This window comes from Streptomyces sp. Sge12 (assembly GCF_002080455.1).
GTDB lineage: Bacteria > Actinomycetota > Actinomycetes > Streptomycetales > Streptomycetaceae > Streptomyces.
The window spans coordinates 7,894,616-7,911,927 of record NZ_CP020555.1 but is presented as its reverse complement, the minus strand read 5'-3'; the positions used below and the strand labels follow the sequence as shown (position 1 = coordinate 7,911,927).

General features: G+C 71.8%; 16 protein-coding genes and 2 pseudogenes. 5 read left to right on the top strand and 13 right to left on the bottom strand.

Translation table 11 applies throughout. The features are described from left to right. Positions 1–6: 6 nt before the first annotated feature. Positions 7–564 carry a winged helix-turn-helix domain-containing protein gene (locus B6R96_RS35610; RefSeq protein WP_237291619.1) on the bottom strand — a complete coding sequence of 186 codons (558 nt, stop codon included), beginning with the start codon at positions 562–564 and terminating at the stop codon, positions 7–9. A 239-nt stretch (positions 565–803) separates the two neighbouring features. Continuing rightward, complete coding sequence (locus B6R96_RS39065) at positions 804–887, bottom strand: putative leader peptide (RefSeq protein ID WP_351157052.1); 84 nt, start codon at positions 885–887, stop codon at positions 804–806. 369 nt (positions 888–1,256) lie between these two features. On the opposite strand from B6R96_RS39065, the gene B6R96_RS35605 reads away from it, so the two are divergent. From B6R96_RS35605 to B6R96_RS35595, 4 genes are all read left to right on the top strand, one after another. Beyond that, entirely contained in the window at positions 1,257–2,459 is a 1,203-nt protein-coding gene (locus tag B6R96_RS35605) for a hypothetical protein (RefSeq protein ID WP_081524854.1), read from the top strand. Positions 2,460–2,510: 51 nt separating this feature from the next. After that, positions 2,511–2,969, top strand: a complete 459-nt coding sequence (locus tag B6R96_RS35600) for an RrF2 family transcriptional regulator (protein ID WP_030390951.1) — start codon at positions 2,511–2,513, stop codon at positions 2,967–2,969. A gap of 109 nt (positions 2,970–3,078) precedes the next feature. Then, complete coding sequence (locus B6R96_RS39060) at positions 3,079–3,225, top strand: putative leader peptide (protein WP_379247834.1); 147 nt, start codon at positions 3,079–3,081, stop codon at positions 3,223–3,225. Positions 3,226–3,510: 285 nt separating this feature from the next. Then, a complete protein-coding gene (locus B6R96_RS35595; RefSeq protein ID WP_081524853.1) occupies positions 3,511–4,620 on the top strand; it encodes an aliphatic sulfonate ABC transporter substrate-binding protein in 1,110 nt (369 codons plus the stop codon). Positions 4,621–4,713: 93 nt separating this feature from the next. On the opposite strand, the gene B6R96_RS35590 is transcribed toward B6R96_RS35595, so the two are convergent. The 3 genes from B6R96_RS35590 to B6R96_RS35580 form a co-directional block, all read right to left on the bottom strand. Further along, entirely contained in the window at positions 4,714–5,478 is a 765-nt protein-coding gene (locus B6R96_RS35590) for an amino acid ABC transporter ATP-binding protein (protein ID WP_081524852.1), read from the bottom strand. Between the two features lie 10 nt (positions 5,479–5,488). Next, positions 5,489–6,448 carry an ABC transporter substrate-binding protein gene (locus tag B6R96_RS35585; RefSeq protein ID WP_081524851.1) on the bottom strand — a complete coding sequence of 320 codons (960 nt, stop codon included), beginning with the start codon at positions 6,446–6,448 and terminating at the stop codon, positions 5,489–5,491. A gap of 79 nt (positions 6,449–6,527) precedes the next feature. Next, complete coding sequence (locus B6R96_RS35580) at positions 6,528–7,697, bottom strand: LLM class flavin-dependent oxidoreductase (protein ID WP_081524850.1); 1,170 nt, start codon at positions 7,695–7,697, stop codon at positions 6,528–6,530. A 666-nt stretch (positions 7,698–8,363) separates the two neighbouring features. On the opposite strand from B6R96_RS35580, the gene B6R96_RS35575 reads away from it, so the two are divergent. Then, complete coding sequence (locus B6R96_RS35575) at positions 8,364–9,425, top strand: amino acid ABC transporter permease (RefSeq protein ID WP_081524849.1); 1,062 nt, start codon at positions 8,364–8,366, stop codon at positions 9,423–9,425. A 31-nt stretch (positions 9,426–9,456) separates the two neighbouring features. On the opposite strand, the gene B6R96_RS37485 is transcribed toward B6R96_RS35575, so the two are convergent. The 8 genes and pseudogenes from B6R96_RS37485 to B6R96_RS35535 all read right to left on the bottom strand — a co-directional run bounded on the left by B6R96_RS37485 (position 9,457) and on the right by B6R96_RS35535 (position 17,111). Continuing rightward, positions 9,457–10,170: a hypothetical protein gene (locus B6R96_RS37485; protein WP_081524848.1), complete on the bottom strand. Its 714-nt coding sequence runs from the start codon at positions 10,168–10,170 to the stop codon at positions 9,457–9,459. Continuing rightward, positions 10,167–10,694, bottom strand: a complete 528-nt coding sequence (locus tag B6R96_RS35565; protein ID WP_053168226.1) for a SigE family RNA polymerase sigma factor — start codon at positions 10,692–10,694, stop codon at positions 10,167–10,169. The genes B6R96_RS37485 and B6R96_RS35565 overlap by 4 nt, the downstream gene beginning before the upstream one ends. Positions 10,695–10,849: 155 nt before the next feature. Continuing rightward, positions 10,850–11,782 (bottom strand): annotated as a pseudogene (locus B6R96_RS39055) (pectinesterase family protein); the annotation flags it as partial. A 66-nt stretch (positions 11,783–11,848) separates the two neighbouring features. Beyond that, positions 11,849–13,189 (bottom strand): annotated as a pseudogene (locus B6R96_RS39050) (pectate lyase family protein); the annotation flags it as partial. Positions 13,190–13,291: 102 nt separating this feature from the next. Continuing rightward, positions 13,292–13,903, bottom strand: coding sequence for a TetR/AcrR family transcriptional regulator (locus tag B6R96_RS35550; RefSeq protein ID WP_081524847.1), 612 nt, complete (start codon positions 13,901–13,903; stop codon positions 13,292–13,294). Then, positions 13,900–15,024, bottom strand: coding sequence for a saccharopine dehydrogenase (locus B6R96_RS35545; protein WP_081524846.1), 1,125 nt, complete (start codon positions 15,022–15,024; stop codon positions 13,900–13,902). The genes B6R96_RS35550 and B6R96_RS35545 overlap by 4 nt, the downstream gene beginning before the upstream one ends. 86 nt (positions 15,025–15,110) lie before the next feature. After that, complete coding sequence (locus B6R96_RS35540) at positions 15,111–15,833, bottom strand: dienelactone hydrolase family protein (RefSeq protein ID WP_081524845.1); 723 nt, start codon at positions 15,831–15,833, stop codon at positions 15,111–15,113. 222 nt (positions 15,834–16,055) lie between these two features. Continuing rightward, positions 16,056–17,111 carry a magnesium and cobalt transport protein CorA gene (locus B6R96_RS35535; protein ID WP_081524844.1) on the bottom strand — a complete coding sequence of 352 codons (1,056 nt, stop codon included), beginning with the start codon at positions 17,109–17,111 and terminating at the stop codon, positions 16,056–16,058. Between the last annotated feature and the right edge of the window lie 201 nt (positions 17,112–17,312).

Here is a 17,312-nt window from a genome sequence, read left to right as displayed (position 1 = left end):
TTCTGTTCACACGTGGTGGCCGGGAACGTACTTGTAACCGACGCTGCGTACGGTGGAGATGCGGCCGCGGTGGCCGGGGCCGAGCTTGCGGCGCAGCCGGGCCACGTGGACATCGACCGTGCGGCCGTCGCCGATGTTCCCGTACCCCCAGATGGCGGAGATGAGGGAATCACGCGTGTGGACCGTGCCCGGATGGGACACCAGGTGGGCCAGGAGTTCGAACTCCAGGTAGGTGAGCTCCAGTTCGCGCCCGTCGACCTCGACGAGCCGACGCGCGCGGTCGACCCGGATGACGTCGTCGAGCGGGGCGGGGTCGGGGTGCGGCGCCGGTTCCGGGTCAGGGGCCGGAAGGGCCGGAAGGGTCCGGAGCCCGAGGGAACGGTTCTCCGGGCGTATGCCGTGCGCTTCCATCAGCGCAACGGGGTCGACGTCCGCCGCCAGGTACACGAGGTAGCCGACGCGGCCACCATGGGTCGCGAGGGCGCCGGGCGGGCGGTCGCCGACCAGCTGGAGGCGCGGGGCCGGCGGACGGTGGACGGCGGGTGCGGGAACGGCAGTGGTCACGATGAGCCCCTTCGGCTGCGCGGATCGAGGTACGGACACCGGGTGTTCGAGCACGACAGGGCAGGGGATCCCCGTGACGGAGTCGACCGCGCGGGTCGGCGCGGCGCACGCCCGGCGGACCGTACGGCCCGAAGGGCCGGGGTCACGGGAGGCGCGGCGCACGGAAGGCGCGGCGCACGGAGGGGAACGGCAGCCGGATCACCGGCGCACGTCGAGGAAACGCCCTGTCGCAGAAGCCCTTAAACGGGTCGGCAGACGGCGCTGGCGACGCGACGGAAGTCAACGTGCCTGCGGCGTACGAGCAACGGCTGCGACGGGGACATGGCCACATCGTGAAGTGCGCGGCGGGCGCGCGTCAATACTTCCCTACTGATTCCATAGGAAATATCCAGCCGAAGCGCCCTGACCTGCGCTGTCTCTCATGTCAAGATCGAACTGTCCATCATTCGGTCACGGTCTTGCCGGGAGGGTCGCTTGGGGCGAGTATCCCTATCAATCCGATGGGAAAGGTGGGGAATCGTGGGCCGCCGCGGCGGAACGGACGGATGCGCCTCCCACCCCCTCCAGAAACCGGCCGAAGCCGCCCGACAACGTTCCGGAGTAGCCGACATGACCACCGCCATCCCCCATGGCACCGCTGTCCGCCCAGCCCCCGCACCGTACAGCGGCACCGGGTCCTGCCGGTGACACCCATGCGGACGACATCCAGCCCCTCCGACCTCCGATCCGCCGACGAGCGGCGCCGCGCGCTCCTGCGTACCGCCCGGGACGTGGCGGACGACCTCGCGGCGGACGTCATCGTCCGCGACCAGGCGGGCAGGCCGCCGCTCGACGAGGCGGCCCGGCTGCGCGAGGCCGGCCTGCCGGCGGCCCTCACCCCGCCCGGGCCCGGCCGCGGGGTGGACTGGCGTACCGGATGCGCCGTCATCCGCGAGGTCTCCGCGGCCGACAGCTCGGTCGGTGACGTCCTCGCCCGCCACTACGTACACGCCTGGAGCGGACGCTTCTACGCGAGTCACGAGCACGCGAGCACCCTCGAGGAGGAGTCGGTGCGCGAAGGGTGGCTGTGGACCGGGGCCGTCCGCACCCCCGCCCCCCACGGGGGCATCGAGGAACGGGACCTCGCGCTGAGGCCGCGCCCCACCGGCTATCTGCTGAACGGGCGCCGGTCCGTGGACACGGCGGTGGCCGCGGCCGACCAGATCGTGGTGGACGCCGTCTGCGCCGCGACCGGTGACGTCCTGGTCGTACGGATCCCGCCCGGTACGCAGGGCGTGAGCGTCGAACCGTCGCAGGATCGCCTCGGGCAGCGCGTCGCCGGCGCGGGCGAGGTCGTCCTGGACAGGGTCGGCATCACCGCGGGGCAGGTACTGGGCCGCCGCCCGCACGACGAGGAGTCGACGGCGCCGTTCACCGCGCTCGCCGAGCCGGCGCTGCGGCTCGCCCTGTGCCACGTCGGCCTCGGCATCGCCGAGGGCGCCCTCACCGAAGCCCGCGATCTCAGCAGGGGCGGCCGCGCCCACCGGCTGCCCGGTGAGGACCCGGACCTCTTCCTGACCTACGGGGAACTCGCCTCCGCCGCCCAGACGGCCACCGCCGTGGTCGACCGGGCGACGGAGGTCATGGCACAGGCCCTCGCCACGGGTGCGCAGCTCGATGCCGAGGTACCGGCGGGCGTCGCCGCCCTGGTCGCCACGGCCGAGACCGTGATGTCGAGGGCAGCCCTGCACATCACCGCCCGGGTGCTGGAGCTCGCCGACGCGCCCGGCCTGGACCGGTTCTGGCGCAACGCCCGGGTCCTGACGGCCCACCGCCCGGTCGCACACCGCCTGCGCTCCATCGGCGAGCACTACCTCAACGGCTCCCACCACCCGGTGGCAGCGGCCTTCCACTGACCCGCGGGGCCTCGGCCGACACCGGCCCGGTCCATGCCCGATAATGGCCCTATGCGGATCTCAGCCAGGGCGGACTATGCGGTACGGGCCGCGCTGCAGCTCGCCGCGTCACAGGATGACGGGCCGGTGAAGGCCGAAGCCATCGCCGATGCGCAGGACATCCCGCACAAGTTCCTCGAGGGCATCCTCAACGACATGCGCCGAGGCGGGCTCGTCCTCAGTCAGCGCGGCGGCAACGGCGGCTACCGGCTGGCCAAGCCCGCCGGGTCCATCAGCATCGCGGATGTGATCCGCGTCGTGGACGGACCGCTCGTCTCGGTGCGCGGGGTACGCCCACCGGACCTGTCCTACACCGGCCCCGCCGAGTCCCTGCTCCCCCTGTGGATCGCCCTGCGGGCCAACGTGCGCGAGATCCTCGACGGCGTGTCCCTCGCCGACGTCGCGTCGTCCGAGCTGCCCCCCGTCGTATCGGCGCTGGCCGAAACCCCCGGGGCCTGGACCAATCCCTGACCTCCTGCCGCCAGTGCAGACGCTGCCCCACCTGCGCGTTCTCACATAACGAGAAATTAGAGTCCAACATGCGGTCACCCTCTTGGGGCGGGTGCCGACCTCTGCCAAGATGCCTACCAACCAGGTGGGAAAACTAGGAATGAGGGAGGGAGCGACCGTGCGAACCGTGCACCACGCAGGCCGGACGCTGCCTCTGACCTCCCGTCGCCACATCGACCTGGTCCGTACCTCCAGCGCCATCTGTCAGCCCGGCTGACACCCTTCACCGGGCCCCGTCTCCGCGCAGAGCGCCATGAGCGCCATGAGCGACGAGCCACGAGCCACCGTTCCGGTGCGCTCTCCGCCGGCCGGGCGGGCCCCTTCGGCCGACCTCACCGACCGCGCGCCTTCGAGCGCGGGCCTTCGAGCGCGGGCGTCCGAAACCTCCGTGCCTTGACCTCGCCGACGGCCGGGAGCCGATGTCCCGTACGCCGGCGGCTCCGCGCCGCTCCATCTCCGTATCGCCCCGAACCTGCACACCATCCCGTGAAAGGACACCCCCGTGTCTGCCGCAAGACCGCTCCCCCTCCTGCGCGCCATCGCCGTCACAGCGGCGCTTCCCCTGCTGCTCACCGCCTGCGGCTACGGTTCCGAGGCGAAGAAGGACGACGACAAGGCCCAGGTCGCGGCCACCGGCGACAAGAAGCTGTCGGCCGCCGAGGTCCGTATCGGGTACTTCCCGAACCTGACGCACGCCACCGCGCTGGTCGGCCTCCAGGAGGGCCTGATCGAGAAGGAACTGAACGGCACCAAGGTCAAGCCGCAGTCCTTCAACGCCGGCCCGTCCGAGATCGAAGCCCTCAACGGCGGCTCTCTCGACATCGGCTTCATCGGCCCCTCGCCCTCGATCAACGGCTACGTCAAGTCCAAGGGCTCCAACCTGCGCATCATCTCCGGCTCCGCATCCGGCGGCGTCAAGCTCGTCGTGAACCCGGACAGGATCAAGACCCTCGACGACCTCAAGGGCAAGAAGATCGCCACCCCGCAGAAGGGGAACACCCAGGACGTCGCCTTCCTCAACTGGATCTCCGAGAAGGGCTGGACGGTCGACCCCGAGTCCGGCAAGGGCGACGTCTCCGTCGTCCGCACCGACAACAAGGTCACCCCCGACGCCTTCAAGCAGGGCTCCATCGACGGCGCCTGGGTACCCGAGCCCACAGCCTCCAAGCTCGTCTCCGACGGCGGCTCCGTCCTCCTCGACGAGACCGCCCTGTGGCCCGACAAGAAGTTCGTCATCACGAACATCATCGTGTCGCAGAAGTTCCTCAAGGAGCACCCCGACGTCGTCGAGGCCGTCCTCAAGGGCACCGTGAAGACCAACGAGTGGATCAACGCCAACCCGGACAAGGCCAAGGCCTCCGCGAACGCGAAGCTCGAGGCGGACAGCGGCAAGGCCCTCGACGCGAAGGTCCTCGACCCGGCGTGGCCCAGCATCGCCATCACCGACGACCCGCTGGCCTCCACCCTCAAGACCCAGTCCGAGTGGGCCGTCAAGGCCAAGCTCATCGAGCAGCCCGACCTCGCCGGCATCTACGACCTCACGCTCCTGAACAAGGTCCTCAAGGCCGCCGGCAAGCCCGAGGTCTCCGACGCCGGCCTCGGCGCCAAGTAACCCCGCACCACGGCAGTCCCAGGACGGCGACGAGCACGACCGGCTCGTCGCCGTCCTGGGCGCTTCTGCGTTCGGGGAGCAACGCGCCTGCGGTCAGAGGACCTTGGAGAGAAAGGCACGGGTGCGCGCGTGCTGCGGGTCGTCCAGTACGGCCGCGGGCGGCCCGTGTTCGACCACGGCTCCGCCGTCCATGAACACGACGGTGTCGGCGACCTCGCGGGCGAAGCCGATCTCGTGCGTCACGACGATCATGGTGGTTCCGGCGCGGGCCAGGTCCTTGACGACGTCCAGGACCTCGCCGACCAGCTCCGGGTCGAGCGCCGAGGTCGGCTCGTCGAAGAGCAGCACCTTGGGTTCGAGGGCGAGGGCGCGGGCGATAGCCACGCGCTGCTGCTGCCCGCCGGACAGCTGCAGCGGATAGGCGTCGACCTTGTCGGCGAGCCCGACGCGCTCCAGCAGCCGGCGGGCCGTCCCCTCCGCCTCCTGACGCGGGCGGCCCAGTACGGCCACCGGGGCCTCGACGAGATTGTCCAGCACCGTGAGGTGCGGGAACAGGTTGAAGGTCTGGAAGACGAACCCGATGCGGGTGCGCTGGCGCCGGACCTCCTTCTCCTTCAACTCGTACAGCTTGCCGCGGGAGCTGCGGTAGCCGATCAGGTCTCCGTCGACGCTGATCCAGCCGCGGTCGACCTTCTCCAAATGATTGATGGTGCGCAGGAGCGTGGACTTCCCCGACCCGGAAGGGCCGAGGATGACGGTGACCTCGCCGGGGCGGACCAACAGGTCGACTCCGCGCAGCACTTCCAGTGGCCCGAAGCTCTTGTGGACACCGCGCACCTCGACCATGACGTCACTCATGGATTCCCCCTCATGCGTGCTCGGCCGGGTTGATCTGCGACGTGTCGATCGCGGAGGCGGTGGTGCCCCACTTCTGCAGGATCCGCGCGTAGGTGCCGTTCTTGATGAGCTCGTTGACGGCGGCCTGGAGGGCGGGGGCGAGCGGGGAGCCCTTCTTGAAGGCGAATCCGACGTCGAGGCGGTGGTACTCGCCGAGGAAGGCGGTCTGCGCGGCGGGCTGTGCGGCCTGGTGGCGCAGGCCGTTGATCGTCGACATGACGACGTCGATCCGGCCCTGCTGGAGGGCGGTGGTGACGGCCCCGGTCTCGGAGAAGACCTTCACCTCGTACGGCTTCTTGCCGGCCGCGGCGCAGACGCCCTTCTGCGCGGTGAGGGTCTTCTCGAAGGTCGTGCCCGCGCCGGTTCCGATGGTCAGTCCGCACAGCTGGGTGAGGTCGGAGACCTGTGTGGTCAGGGTGGTGTTGCCGGTCCTGACCGCGAACCCCTGTCCGTCGTTGATGTAGGTGACGAAGTCGATGGTCTTCAGGCGTTCGGTGGTGACGCCGAAGTTGCCGGTGCCGAAGTCGTACTTGCCGCTGCCGAGCGCGGGCAGGATCGTCTCGAAGGAGGCGTCCTGGCGCTCCAGCTTCACGCCGAGGACCTTGGCGACCGCGTCGGCGATGTCGATGTCCTGGCCGGCGGGGGGCTTGTCCTGCCCGTTCGGGTAGTACGCCGCGGGCGGGGCTCCGACGGAGCTGCCGACCCGCAGCGTGCCCGCCTTGCGGACCTCGGCGGGCAGCAGGGCGGCGATCGAGTCCACGGCCCGTACACCGGCGACGGGGTCGTCGGCCGGTGCCGGGGCCGCCCCGGCACCCGCGACGGCCGGGGCTCCGCCACCGGAGCCGCAGGCCGTCAGCGCCAGGAGGGGCAGGAGGGCGAGGGCGGCGGCGGTGCGCAGTCGGGTGCGGATCGCGTTCCCGGGGAGGTTCACAGCGGGAGGACCTTTCCATTGCGGGGTGCGGTGCCCAGGTGGGGCGTGGTGCCGAGGTGGAGGGTGCGTGCTGTGGAGGTCATCCGTGCACTGCCGCGGGCAACGGGTCTGAGCCGTCTGCCGCGGACGCGGGCCCGCGCCCGGCCACCCGTTCGGCGTCTCGCTTGGCGACTTCTTCGCGGACGAGCGGGATCACGTACCGGCCGAAGTCGACGGCGTCGTCCAGCAGGTCGTAGCCGCGGGCCGAGAGGATGTCGACACCGAGGTCGTAGTAGTCCAGCAGCGCCCGGGCGACCGTCTCCGGAGTGCCGACCAGGGCGTTGGAGTTGCCGGCGCCGCCGGTGGCGGCAGCGGTCGGGGTCCACAGGGCCCGGTCGTAGCGCTCCCCCGCCTCGGCGATGGCGAGCAGTCGCTGTGATCCGGTGTTCTGCGGGGCCCCGACCTCCGGGATGCCGTTGCGGTGCTGTGGTACGAGGCCCGCCTGCCGCCGCTGCTTGATGGCGCCCACCGTGCGGTGTGCCTTCTCCCAGGCCAGTTCCTCGGTCGGGGCGATGATCGGGCGGAACGCGACCTGGATGCGCGGCACGTCGGTGCGGCCGGCAGCCCTCGCCGCGGCCTTCACGGCCTCGATCTGCTCGGCGGTCTTCGCGAGCGGCTCGCCCCACAGGCAGTAGATGTCGGCCTCCGCGCCGCCGGCGGCGTACGCGGCGGGTGAGGATCCGCCGAACGAGACGTTCGGGCGCGGCTGCTGGACGGGGAAGACATCGCTGACGAAGTCGTGGAAGCGGTAGTGCTCGCCCTCGTGGTCGAAGGCCTCCCGGGTGGTCCAGATCTTCTTGACGATCCGGATGTACTCGCGGGTGCGGGCGTAGCGTTCGTCCTTGGTGAGGGTGTCGCCCTCGCGGCCCTGCTCGTGGTCGTTGCCGCCGGTGATGAAGTGGACGGAGAGTCGGCCGTCGCTGATCCGGTCGAGGGTTGCGAAGGTCTTGGCGGCGTAGGTGGGGTACGAGACGTTGGGCCGGTGGGCGAGCAGGATCTGGAGGCGATCCAGTCTGCTCGCGATGTACGCGGCAGCGGGCGCGGGGTCCGGGGACCCGGAGCCGTACGCGAACAGCACGCGGTCCCAGTCGTGGTCCTCGTGGGCCCGGGCGAGCCGGAGCGTGTACTCCTTGTCGAAGGCGGCGCCCGATCGGGCGGTGGTTTCGGAGCCGTTGTTGGTCGCGGCGATGCCGAGGAATTCCACGGGCATGGGGTGGGCCTTTCGGAACGGGCGAGGATCGTGCACCGGGGCATGGCTGAGCAGCCGCTCGGGCAGCACGAGGTGACGCAACGTCACACGGATGCGGGTGGGGGCGGAGCGATACGGGCGTGACGACGCGGGGCGTCGGGAGCAGCAGTTCGGCGGCAGCGCACGGCCGGGATCGCGGCGGTGGGCCTGGCACGGCTCACCGCCCGCGTCCGGTGAGGGTGCGAAGGGAGGTCTCGGCCCGCGACGGGGTCACCGAGGGAGGGAAGGGCCGTTCAGAGCGCCCACTGCCGCGTCAGGCGCAACACGCCGCGGACCACACCCGACCGAAGTCGATGTAGTCGCGCGAGAAAAGGCGCTGACGGGCATTCATGCGACTAATTGAGCAGTACATGCGGCTCCTCGTCAAGCAACGGTCGAATGCCGGACGGCCCTCGGCCCCCGCGTGGTTGACAGGGCCGGGCCGTAGGTGCCTACGATCGACGGCGGAGCGGCCGTGCCCATACGGCGGCCTCTCCGCCCGCGTTGAGGGACGCGGCGAGCGTGACGACACGAGTACCCCCGTTCCCGGCAGCACCGCAAGCGCGCGGATCCTGTGCCCGTGCCTGCGCGCGTGCCGTGCCGCCGGGTGGTCATCCGCCCCCGCGCCCCTCCCTGGAGAGCCTCCCCATGGCCACCCCGCCCGAAGTCACCGATCACACCGATCACACCGATCACACCGATACGTCCGACTCCCCCAGCGCAGCCCGTGCCGGGGCGGCCGCCACCGTGGCGAAGCGCCCCGGCGCGCACGGCATCCCCGGGGACGGGCTGCCCCCGATCGTGCCGCGTCGGCGCATCGGCCGCCGGCTGTCCGCTGCCGCCGCACTACTGGCCTTCGCGCTGGTGCTGGCCTCCGTCGTCCGCAACAAGGCCTTCCAATGGGACGTGGTGGGGCAGTACTTCACCACCGCCGCGGTGCTCGACGGACTGCTGCTCACTTTGTGGCTGACGGGCGCGGTGATGGTGCTCGGCTTCCTGTTCGGCACCGTGCTGGCGGTGATGCGCCTCTCGGGCAACCCGGTGCTGCGGACACTGAGCTGGGGCTATGTGTGGATCTTCCGCTCCACGCCGCTGCTGGTGCAGCTGCTGTTCTGGTTCAACATCGGCGCCCTGTACCCCACGCTCGGCCTCGGGATCCCGTACGGCCCCCAGCTCTTCACCATCAAGACGGTGAACCTGCTCGGCCCGACCCTCACCGCCGTCATCGGCCTGACCCTGCACGAATCCGCGTACGCCGCCGAGGTGGTGCGCGGCGGCATCCTCTCCGTGGACCCGGGCCAGACCGAGGCCGCGCAGGCGCTGGGCCTGAGCAGGCGCCGCACCCTGCGCCGGATCGTCGTTCCGCAGGCGATGCGGTCGATCGTGCCGACCGCCGGGAACATGCTGATCGGCACGCTCAAGGGCACGAGCATCGTCAGCGTGCTGGCCGTGCACGACCTGCTGTACTCGGTGCAGCTGACGTACAACCAGAACTACCAGGTGATCCCGCTGCTGATGGTCGCCACGCTCTGGTACGTCGCCGTCACGACGGTGCTGAGCGGGGGCCAGTACTACGTCGAGCGGTACTACGCGCGCGGCACCTCCCGCGGCCTGCCGCCCACGCCGCCCCAGCGCCTGCGCACCCGGCTGACCACCCTGCGCGCCCGGCTGCACGCCCTGACCGCCGCCGGTGGACGGCCCGCCCGGTGAGCGGGCGTCGCCGTTGCGGCGCGGACCCTCCCTATGCGAACCCGCCCCACACCGCGGCTCCGCCCTCCCCCGCGCCCGCGGCGTCGATCCGGTACGCGTCGTCCTTCGCGTCGCGTCCGCCGGTGGCGTGATCGTACTGGCCGGCGAAGACGTGCTCGCCGGACGGGACGTTCCTGCCGGGTTTCAGGGTCCACCGGTAGACGAGGAAGCCCCCTTCCTCGCGGGCGGAGAGCTCGAAGTCCTCGGCGGGCAGCGTCCGCCAGCTGCCGGTGTCCTTCACCCCTGCGGTGAGGGCGATGCGCAGCTCGACGACGAGCGCGGTGAGCGGCTTCCTGGTCTTCAGGGTGACGTTGCTCTGCGCCCAGTAGGTGTTGCTGTGGGGATCGACCGAGCCGTCGGCCCACAGCGGACCGTCCTCGGTCCGGCTGCCCGCGGTCGGCGGCGCCGTGCGGTCGACGGCGGACGGGGCGGCGGACGGGGCGGCGGCCGCCGGTTGCCGGGGCGGGTCCGGGGTGTGCACGACCGCGACCACGGTGAGGGCGCTCACCGTCAGGGTTCCGGCGGTGGCCAGGGTCGCGAGGACGATCTTCGGCCAGGTCAGGCTGCCCGTGCGGGCGCTGTCCCGCAGCCCGCGGGCGGCGCCGCGGCGGGCCGTTCCGCGCTCGACGCGGGCCAGCATGCGGGCCCGGTCGGGCAGGTGGGCTTCGGCGCTCTCGCGCAGCAGGCCGCGCAGTTCGTCGGTCACCGGCTTCCCCTTCCCACCAGCTCGTCCGCGGCCCGGGCACCGAGCAGCCGCTGCAGTTCCGCCGTCCCCTTCGAGGTCTGGCTCTTCACCGTACCCACCGATATCCCGAGCGCCGCCGCGGTGTCCTTCTCCGAGAGGTCGAAGGCGTGCCGCAGCACCACGCAGGCGCGTTTGCGGAAGGGCAGCGTGTCCAGCGCGGCCCGTACGTCCATGACGGCGGCGATGTCCGGGCCGTCGGTCCGCTCCGGGCGGTGCGACCAGAACAGCAGGACGCGCCGCCGCTCGCGCACCGTGCTCCGGATCCGGCTGCGGGCGAGGTTGGCGACGATTCCGCGGGCGTAGGCGGCCGCGGAGTCGGCACGGCGGGCCCTGTCCCAGCGGTGCCAGAGCGCGACCATCGCGTCCGCGGCGAGGTCGTCGGCAGCGTCCGCCTCTCCGGTCAGCAGGTACGCCAGGCGGGAGAGTTCGGCGTGGTGGCGTTCGAAGAACGCATGGAAGTCCGCGGCCCTCTCATCTTCGGTCATGGCCTCGGTACGGCCTCTCGGTGCGACGGGGGCAGTCTCGGGCAGGTGCCGGAGCGTAGCAGTCCGTTCGCGCACTCGTTCGGGTGCCCCGGTCCGCCCGAGTTCGGTGCGCCCGGGTCCGGTACGCATGGGCCCGGTCCGCATCGTGACGCCCATCAGCCGGTCGGGTTCCAGCCGTCGGTGCCGGCCAAGTAGGCGCGGGCGGTGTGGGCGGCGGCCCGTTCCGGGGTGAGCTGGGGGCGGCTCGCTCCGCTGCCGGCGCCGGGGCCGGTGTTGGCGTACTCGGCGAACCGGGCGGACTTCCAGGAGAAGCCCCCCATGTCGCTCCACGGGCCCTCGGTCTTCACGGCTGCCGGCAGGCTCGTGTTGCGGATGACGAGTTGACCGACCGCGCTCGCGCCCGGGTGCCAGGGGCGGCCGAGGTAGTAGGTCCCGGGCCGGGCTGGGCTGCTGATCGTGCTGTCGGTGATGAGGATCCCGTACGGCTTGGCCGCGTCGGTGTTCGGCGCGGCGAGGTATCCGCCCGTTCCGCCGGCCGCGGTGCCGCGGTCGCGCAGGGTGATGTTGACACGGTCGTAGACGGCGGTGGCGTTGCCGAAGACGAAGTCGACGTCGCCCGCGATGAAACAGTGGCGGAAGTACTGCCGGTACTGGCCGGTGGCGGAGGGAGCCCAGTTGAGGACGGTGTCCTGGTGCCCGAGGAAACGCGAGTTGAGGTACTTCTGGCGGTCGCCGGACGCGTTGACCGCCACCGCCTGGGTGTCCTGGATCTCCGGGTGCGCCGCCCGCTGCCAGGTGTTCTCGAAGGTCACGCCCGTGACGGTGAGGTCGTTCGCCGAGAAGGTCGCGGTGGCGCTCCCCGCCGTACCGTACGTGCCGCCCCCGGGCTTCGGCGTGCCGGAGGCGTTGTCGTAGGTGATGACGACGTCCTCGGCATTGCCGGTGGCGCCCTTGAGGGTCAGCCCGCGCTTGGAGGCCGGGACGTTCACCGTCTCCCGGTAGGTGCCGCGCGCGACGAGTACCGTGTCGCCCGCGGTGGCGGCGTCGACTGCGGCCTGCACGGTGCGGTGGGCGGCGGAGCCGTCGGCGGCGACCGTCAGGGTCCGGCCGCCGGCCGGACCCGACGGGGCGGGCGCGGCCTTGCCGCCGGTCTCGGTGAGGACGCCGGCCCCCGCCTCGGCCGCCAGCTTCGCCGGCAGTCCGGCGGCGGGTTCCAGTCCGGCGGTGAGGGTGGGCCGCCAGTCGACGGTGGTCTTGATCTTCTTCTTGGGGTTGGCGGTGTTGTGGGCGGCGACCAGGTCGACGAGGGCGCCGCCGACGAGGTTGCCGCTGCCCGCGATGGCTCCGGTGCCGTCACCGCTGAGCAGGTCGGAGGTCTTCCGGTCGGAGGAGAGCTTCCAGTGGTTGTTCTGCGCGACGACTTGGGCGCCGGCGCGGGAGTTGATGCTGTAGCTGTGGGCGTAGCCCTCCGATTCCGTGGTGTCGTAGGAGTTGTCGTACAGGTGGATCTGGCCCACCCGGGCGAGGGGGGCGCGCTGGACGATGCCCCGGAAGACGTTGTGGTGGAGCGTCACCCGCAGTTTGGTGTCCTTGTCGCTGCTGCCGATCAGCATGGTCTTGTCGTGGTTGGCGAAGGTGTTGTATCCGACGGTGACCAGGTCGGAGGCGTTGGTGATGTCGAGGGCGCCGTCGTGGACCTGGTACTCGCGGCCGAAGCGGACGGGATTGCCCGAGTCCGGGTGCGGGTCGTCGGAGAAGCTGTTGTGGTCGACCCAGACGTGGGTGGCGCCGCGCAGGCTGACGGCGTCGTAGGCGGAGTTCCAGTTGCCGGTGGAGCCGTCGGTGGGGTCCCACTGCGGGAAGCAGTCCCGGACGTCGGTGAGCGACAGGTTGCGGATGATCACGTTGCCGGCGTTCTTCACCACCAGGCTGCCGCCGGTGATGCCCGCTCCGGTGCCGGGTACGCCGATGACGGTGGTCCGCGCCGGCACCGTGAACACCATCCGAGCGGCCTGCCTGGCCTGGGCCGCCCTGCGGGCGTTCTCCTGGGCACCGGACGGCACCTTGGTACGGCCCCAGACGGCGGGGTCGTAGGCCTTGAGGTAGGCGTCGAGCGAGTAGCCGGTGCCCGCGGCGTAGTCGGCGCAGCTCTGCGGCCTCCCGTTGTCATCGGTGCCGGCGTCGATCAGGCCCTTGACCCGGACGATCCGCGGGGCATCGGCCGGGCCCGCGGCCAGGGCCCGCGCCAGCTCGGCGCGGGTGGAGACGGTGAAGACGCGTGCCGCGGCCGCCGCCCGGCCGCCGGTGGTGCCCGAGCCGCTCGCCGCCCAGCCGTCCCGGGCGGGCAGCACCCCGTGAGCGAGGTCGGCGGGCGCCACGGCATCGGCCTTCACGACCAGCGGCACGGCGCCGAGGCCGGCGGCGACCAGGGCGGCCGCTGCGACCAGGGCGAGCCTTCGGCGTCCGACGGGGCGGCGATGGGGGGAAGCTGACATGAGCGGTACTCCTTGGGGTGACGTGCACTGTTCACCCCTCAGTTGCCGCCGGAGCCGGAAAGGTTGCCGGGCACACGGCTTCGCCTGCGAGTCCGTCGTCGCTCAGGGGCGCACGGCGCCCCCGAGCAGGGTGAGCGCGGCCTCGCGCAGCCGGGCGTCGGTGCCGGCCGTCCGGCGGCCGGTGATGCCGGAGCGGAACAGGGCGGAGCCCTCCATCAGCATCACGAACACCTCGGCCCTGTGGTGTGCTTCGGCCTCGCTCACGCCCGGCGCGTGCTCGCGGACGAAGGCGGCCACGTGCGTGACGTACTGGTCGTAGAAGGCGCGGACCGCCGCGGCCGCCTCCTCGTCGTGCGCGGCCAGTGCCCACACCTCGGTGAACAGCATGACCAGGCGCGGGTCGTCGTGGTCGGAGAGGACGGCGTCGAGCAGGGCTTCGCGGTCGGTGCCGTGCGTGTGCGCGGCGGGGAGGGCCGTGAGGGCGGTGACCCGTTCCAAGGACGAGGCGAGGATGCGGTCGAGGAGCGCCGACAGCAGGTCGGAACGGGCCGGGAAGTAGTACTGGAGGTGGCCCAGCCGGACACCGGCTTCCTCGGCGACGGCCCGCAGGGTCAGTTCGGACCCTCCGGAGCCGGTGAGGACGCGCTCGGCCGCATCGAGGAGGGCCGTACGCCGCTGGCGGCCCTTGGAGGTCGGTCCGCCTGCGGCGCTCATGCGGCGGCCCGTGTTCCCGGCCGGCCGTGGCCCGTGCCGACGGCGTCGTCCTCGTCGAAGGCCAGGCCGACACCGTGCGCGGCGAGCAGCTCGAGGGCGCGGGCCGGATCCGGATGCTGCTCGGGGAAAACCACCCCCCGGGGAGCGGGCGAGCCGTCGGTGCCGAGGACGCGGCGCAGGCCCATGACGGCCCCGACCGCCGTCAGGTGGTGCTGGCCGAGGGGGTCGGTGACGGTCGCGGTGCGCGTGCGTCCGCGATGGGTGACGTCCACGCGCAGCCGGGCCGTCCCGCCGTCGCCCGGCGAGTGGAGCAGGGCCCGCCGCGCGGGCGCCCAGCGTTCCCCGCCGGCCCAGCGGAAGAATCCCGTGCCCCGCAGCGCGAGGAGCGCCCGGGTCGCGGCCGGGGAGCTGAAGCCGATGCGGGTGGCTGCGGTGGTGGTGCCGAGGGTCAGCGGCAGCGTGAACTGCTCCGGGGTGTCGATGCGCGCGACGCGTACGGGTGTTCCGTCGATGCGGACCGTACGGGACTCCGTCATCGGGGTGGCGAGTCGGCGCCTTCCTCCGTCCACCACCTCGAACGCCACGCCCAGCCGGTCCATGAACTCGACGGAATCCGCGCCGGCCCGGTCGGCCATGTCCCAGCGGACGGCGATCTCGACCTGCTCGGCGCCGCCCAGCTCCGCGGCCAGCGCCGCCGCCACCAGGCTGCTGACCCCGCCCATCCAGGCGGAGGAGAGCAGCACCGGGGCGGCGGGGCGGTGCAGGGCGGCGACGGTGACGGCCCGCTGCAGTCGGCCCGTCCACCGGGTGATGTCGACGTAGGGCACGCCGGCGGCCGCGGCGGCGGCCAGCACCCGGTCCTCGGGGTCGTTGACCGAGCCGATGACCGCCCGGACGTCCGCCCGGAAGGGGGACGGGTCCGCCAGGTCCCAGGCCCGCACCTCGCCCCCGACCTCGGCGGCCAGGGCCTCGCCGCGGTCGGGGTTCCGGCCGGTGAGCAGGGTCGGGGTGGCCGGGCCCAGGATGCGGGCGATCTCGGCGCCCACGGTGCCGTATCCGCCGGTGATCAGTACAGGGCCGGAGGGGTCCGGGCGCAGTTCGTCGTGCGGTTCGGTGATCATGCTCCGAAGTTTAGGTCAGATGACCTAAAAATGCGATCCCGCCGTCGGCGCCGCCTACCGTCCGGTACGGGCCGGGCGTCCCGGCCTCACTTCAGGTGCCGGTCGAAGAAGCGGTTGCCGTCCTCCACCTCGAACCACGGGGTACCGGTATGTCCACCCAGGTTGGCGTGGAGCGTCTTCTCCGCGGAGCCGAACGCGTCGAACAGGTCCAGGGCCCGCTGCCGGGGGTTCCCCTCGTCGTCCCACTGCAACAGGAACAGCAGCGGGACGTTGACCTGCCGGGCCTCCTCGCGCTGGGCGCGGGGCACGTATCCCCCGGCGAAGAGGCCGGCGGCCGCGATGCGCGGCTCGACCGCAGCTAGGCGGATGCCGACGGCGGTCCACCCCGAGTACCCGACCGGGCCGCCGATCTCGGGCAGCGCGAGGAGCGCGTCCAAAGTGGTACGCCAGTCCGGGACGGCCTTTTCGACCAGCGGGCCGATGAAGGACTCGAAGATCTCGTCGACCGGCCCGCCGGCCCGCATCGCCCGGCGGAAGTCGGCGCGAGCCTGCTCGTCGGCGGCGCTGCGGGGCCGGTCACCGCACCCGGTGGCGTCGATGGTGGCCACCGCGTAGCCGTACGCCGCGGATTGCCGGGCGCGCGCCACCAGCCGGGCCGCCCCCTTGGGCAGGCCGTTGTTGTGGGCCATCAGGATCAGCGGGAGCGGTGTGGCGGATCGAGGCGTCCACAGGGTGCCGGGGATCTCGCCGAGGGTGAATTCGCGTTCGAGGACGCCGTCGTCGTGACGGTGTTCAGAAGTGAACTGCATGGTCGTGCCTTTCGGGAGTGCTCATGAATGGCGCTCCCGGACGACCTGCCTATCGTCCGACCGTGGCCCCGGGAGGGAGCGCCCATGTCGATACTGCGTTCACGGGTACCACCTCCTCGTTCTCTCGCACGGCCTCCGGAAACGTAGCAGCGGCCGCTGTCCCCGCCAACCAGATTTTTTGCGGACGCCCCACGGCCGGACGCCGCGGAGCCGGCGCCGTCCTCACTTCGTGGAGGCCGCCGGGGCACGCCGGCCCGGGTGGCTCGCCCCGGGCACCGGCGGTGTCGGCCGGCTCCGCCGTCGGCGCAGCCAGACGTACAGCATCAGGCACGGCAGCAGCAGCCCGAGGACGGTGAGGGTGAGGAACGCGGTGAAGCTGCTGATGTGGGTGACCAGCCAGTCGAAGTTCTGCCCGAAGAAGCCGACCACGAACGACAGCGGGAGAAACACGCTCGCGAGGATCGTGAGCCTCTCCATCGTGGCGCTCTGCCGGAGGTTGATCTTGTTCTGTTCTACGGAGATCACCGCGATGTTCGCTTCCAGGACGGTGGTCAGGAGGTCCCGCTGGGCGGCGACCTCCTCGTTGACCAGCAGCAGGTGGTCGTGGACGTCACGGATGTACGGCCGGAGCGCGGACGGCGTCTTGCCGGTCTGCAGCCGCCTGGCGAGCACGGCGAGCAGCGGGTGCACGGCCCGGTAGAAGTCGGTGGCCTCGCGGCGCAGCGAGTAGATCCGCTCGGTCGGGGCGACCGCCCCGGAGAAGACCGTCGCCTCGATCTGCTCGATGTCGCGCTCGAGTTCGCCTACGACCGGCGCATAGCTGTCGACGACCTGGTCGAGGATCGCCCACAGCGTGGAGGCGCTCCCGGTCCTGAGCAGTTCGGGGCGGCTTTCGAGCCGGCTGCGGGCTCCGTGCAGCTCGCTGGCGATGCCGTGGCGAACGGTGATCACGAAGTGGTCGGCGAGGAAGATGCTGATCTCGCCGGTGTCGATCTCCTCCCGCTCGTCGTCGTAGCGCGCCGTCCGCAGGATGATCAGCTCGGTGCCGTCCTCGTACTGCTCGGCCTTGGGGCGCAGGTGGAAGGCCGCGGCGTCCTCGACGGCGAGCTCGTGCAGTCCGAAGATCTCGCGGACCCGGTCCAGTTCCTCGGGACCCGGTTCGAAGAGGCCCAGCCAGACGAATCCGCCTTGCCCGCAGCGCGCGGCCGCCTGCTCCAGCGGCATCGCGCCTTCCTGCTGTCGACGCCCGTCGCGATAATGTGCGCAGTCGACGATCATGGCCTTCCTCCTCACGGCCGACCGGTGTGCGCCCGCCTCGTACCCGCCCGGGGGCACAGCGCGTCGTACAGGCCCCACAGCAATAGATGCTCCTCCGACTCGGCCGAGATGTCCTCGTGGCCGGCGCCGGTGCCTGCTCTCCCGGGCGGAGTCCGCTGGTCACCGGACGCGCGAGGGACGGTCCGGTACGGCGCACCACCG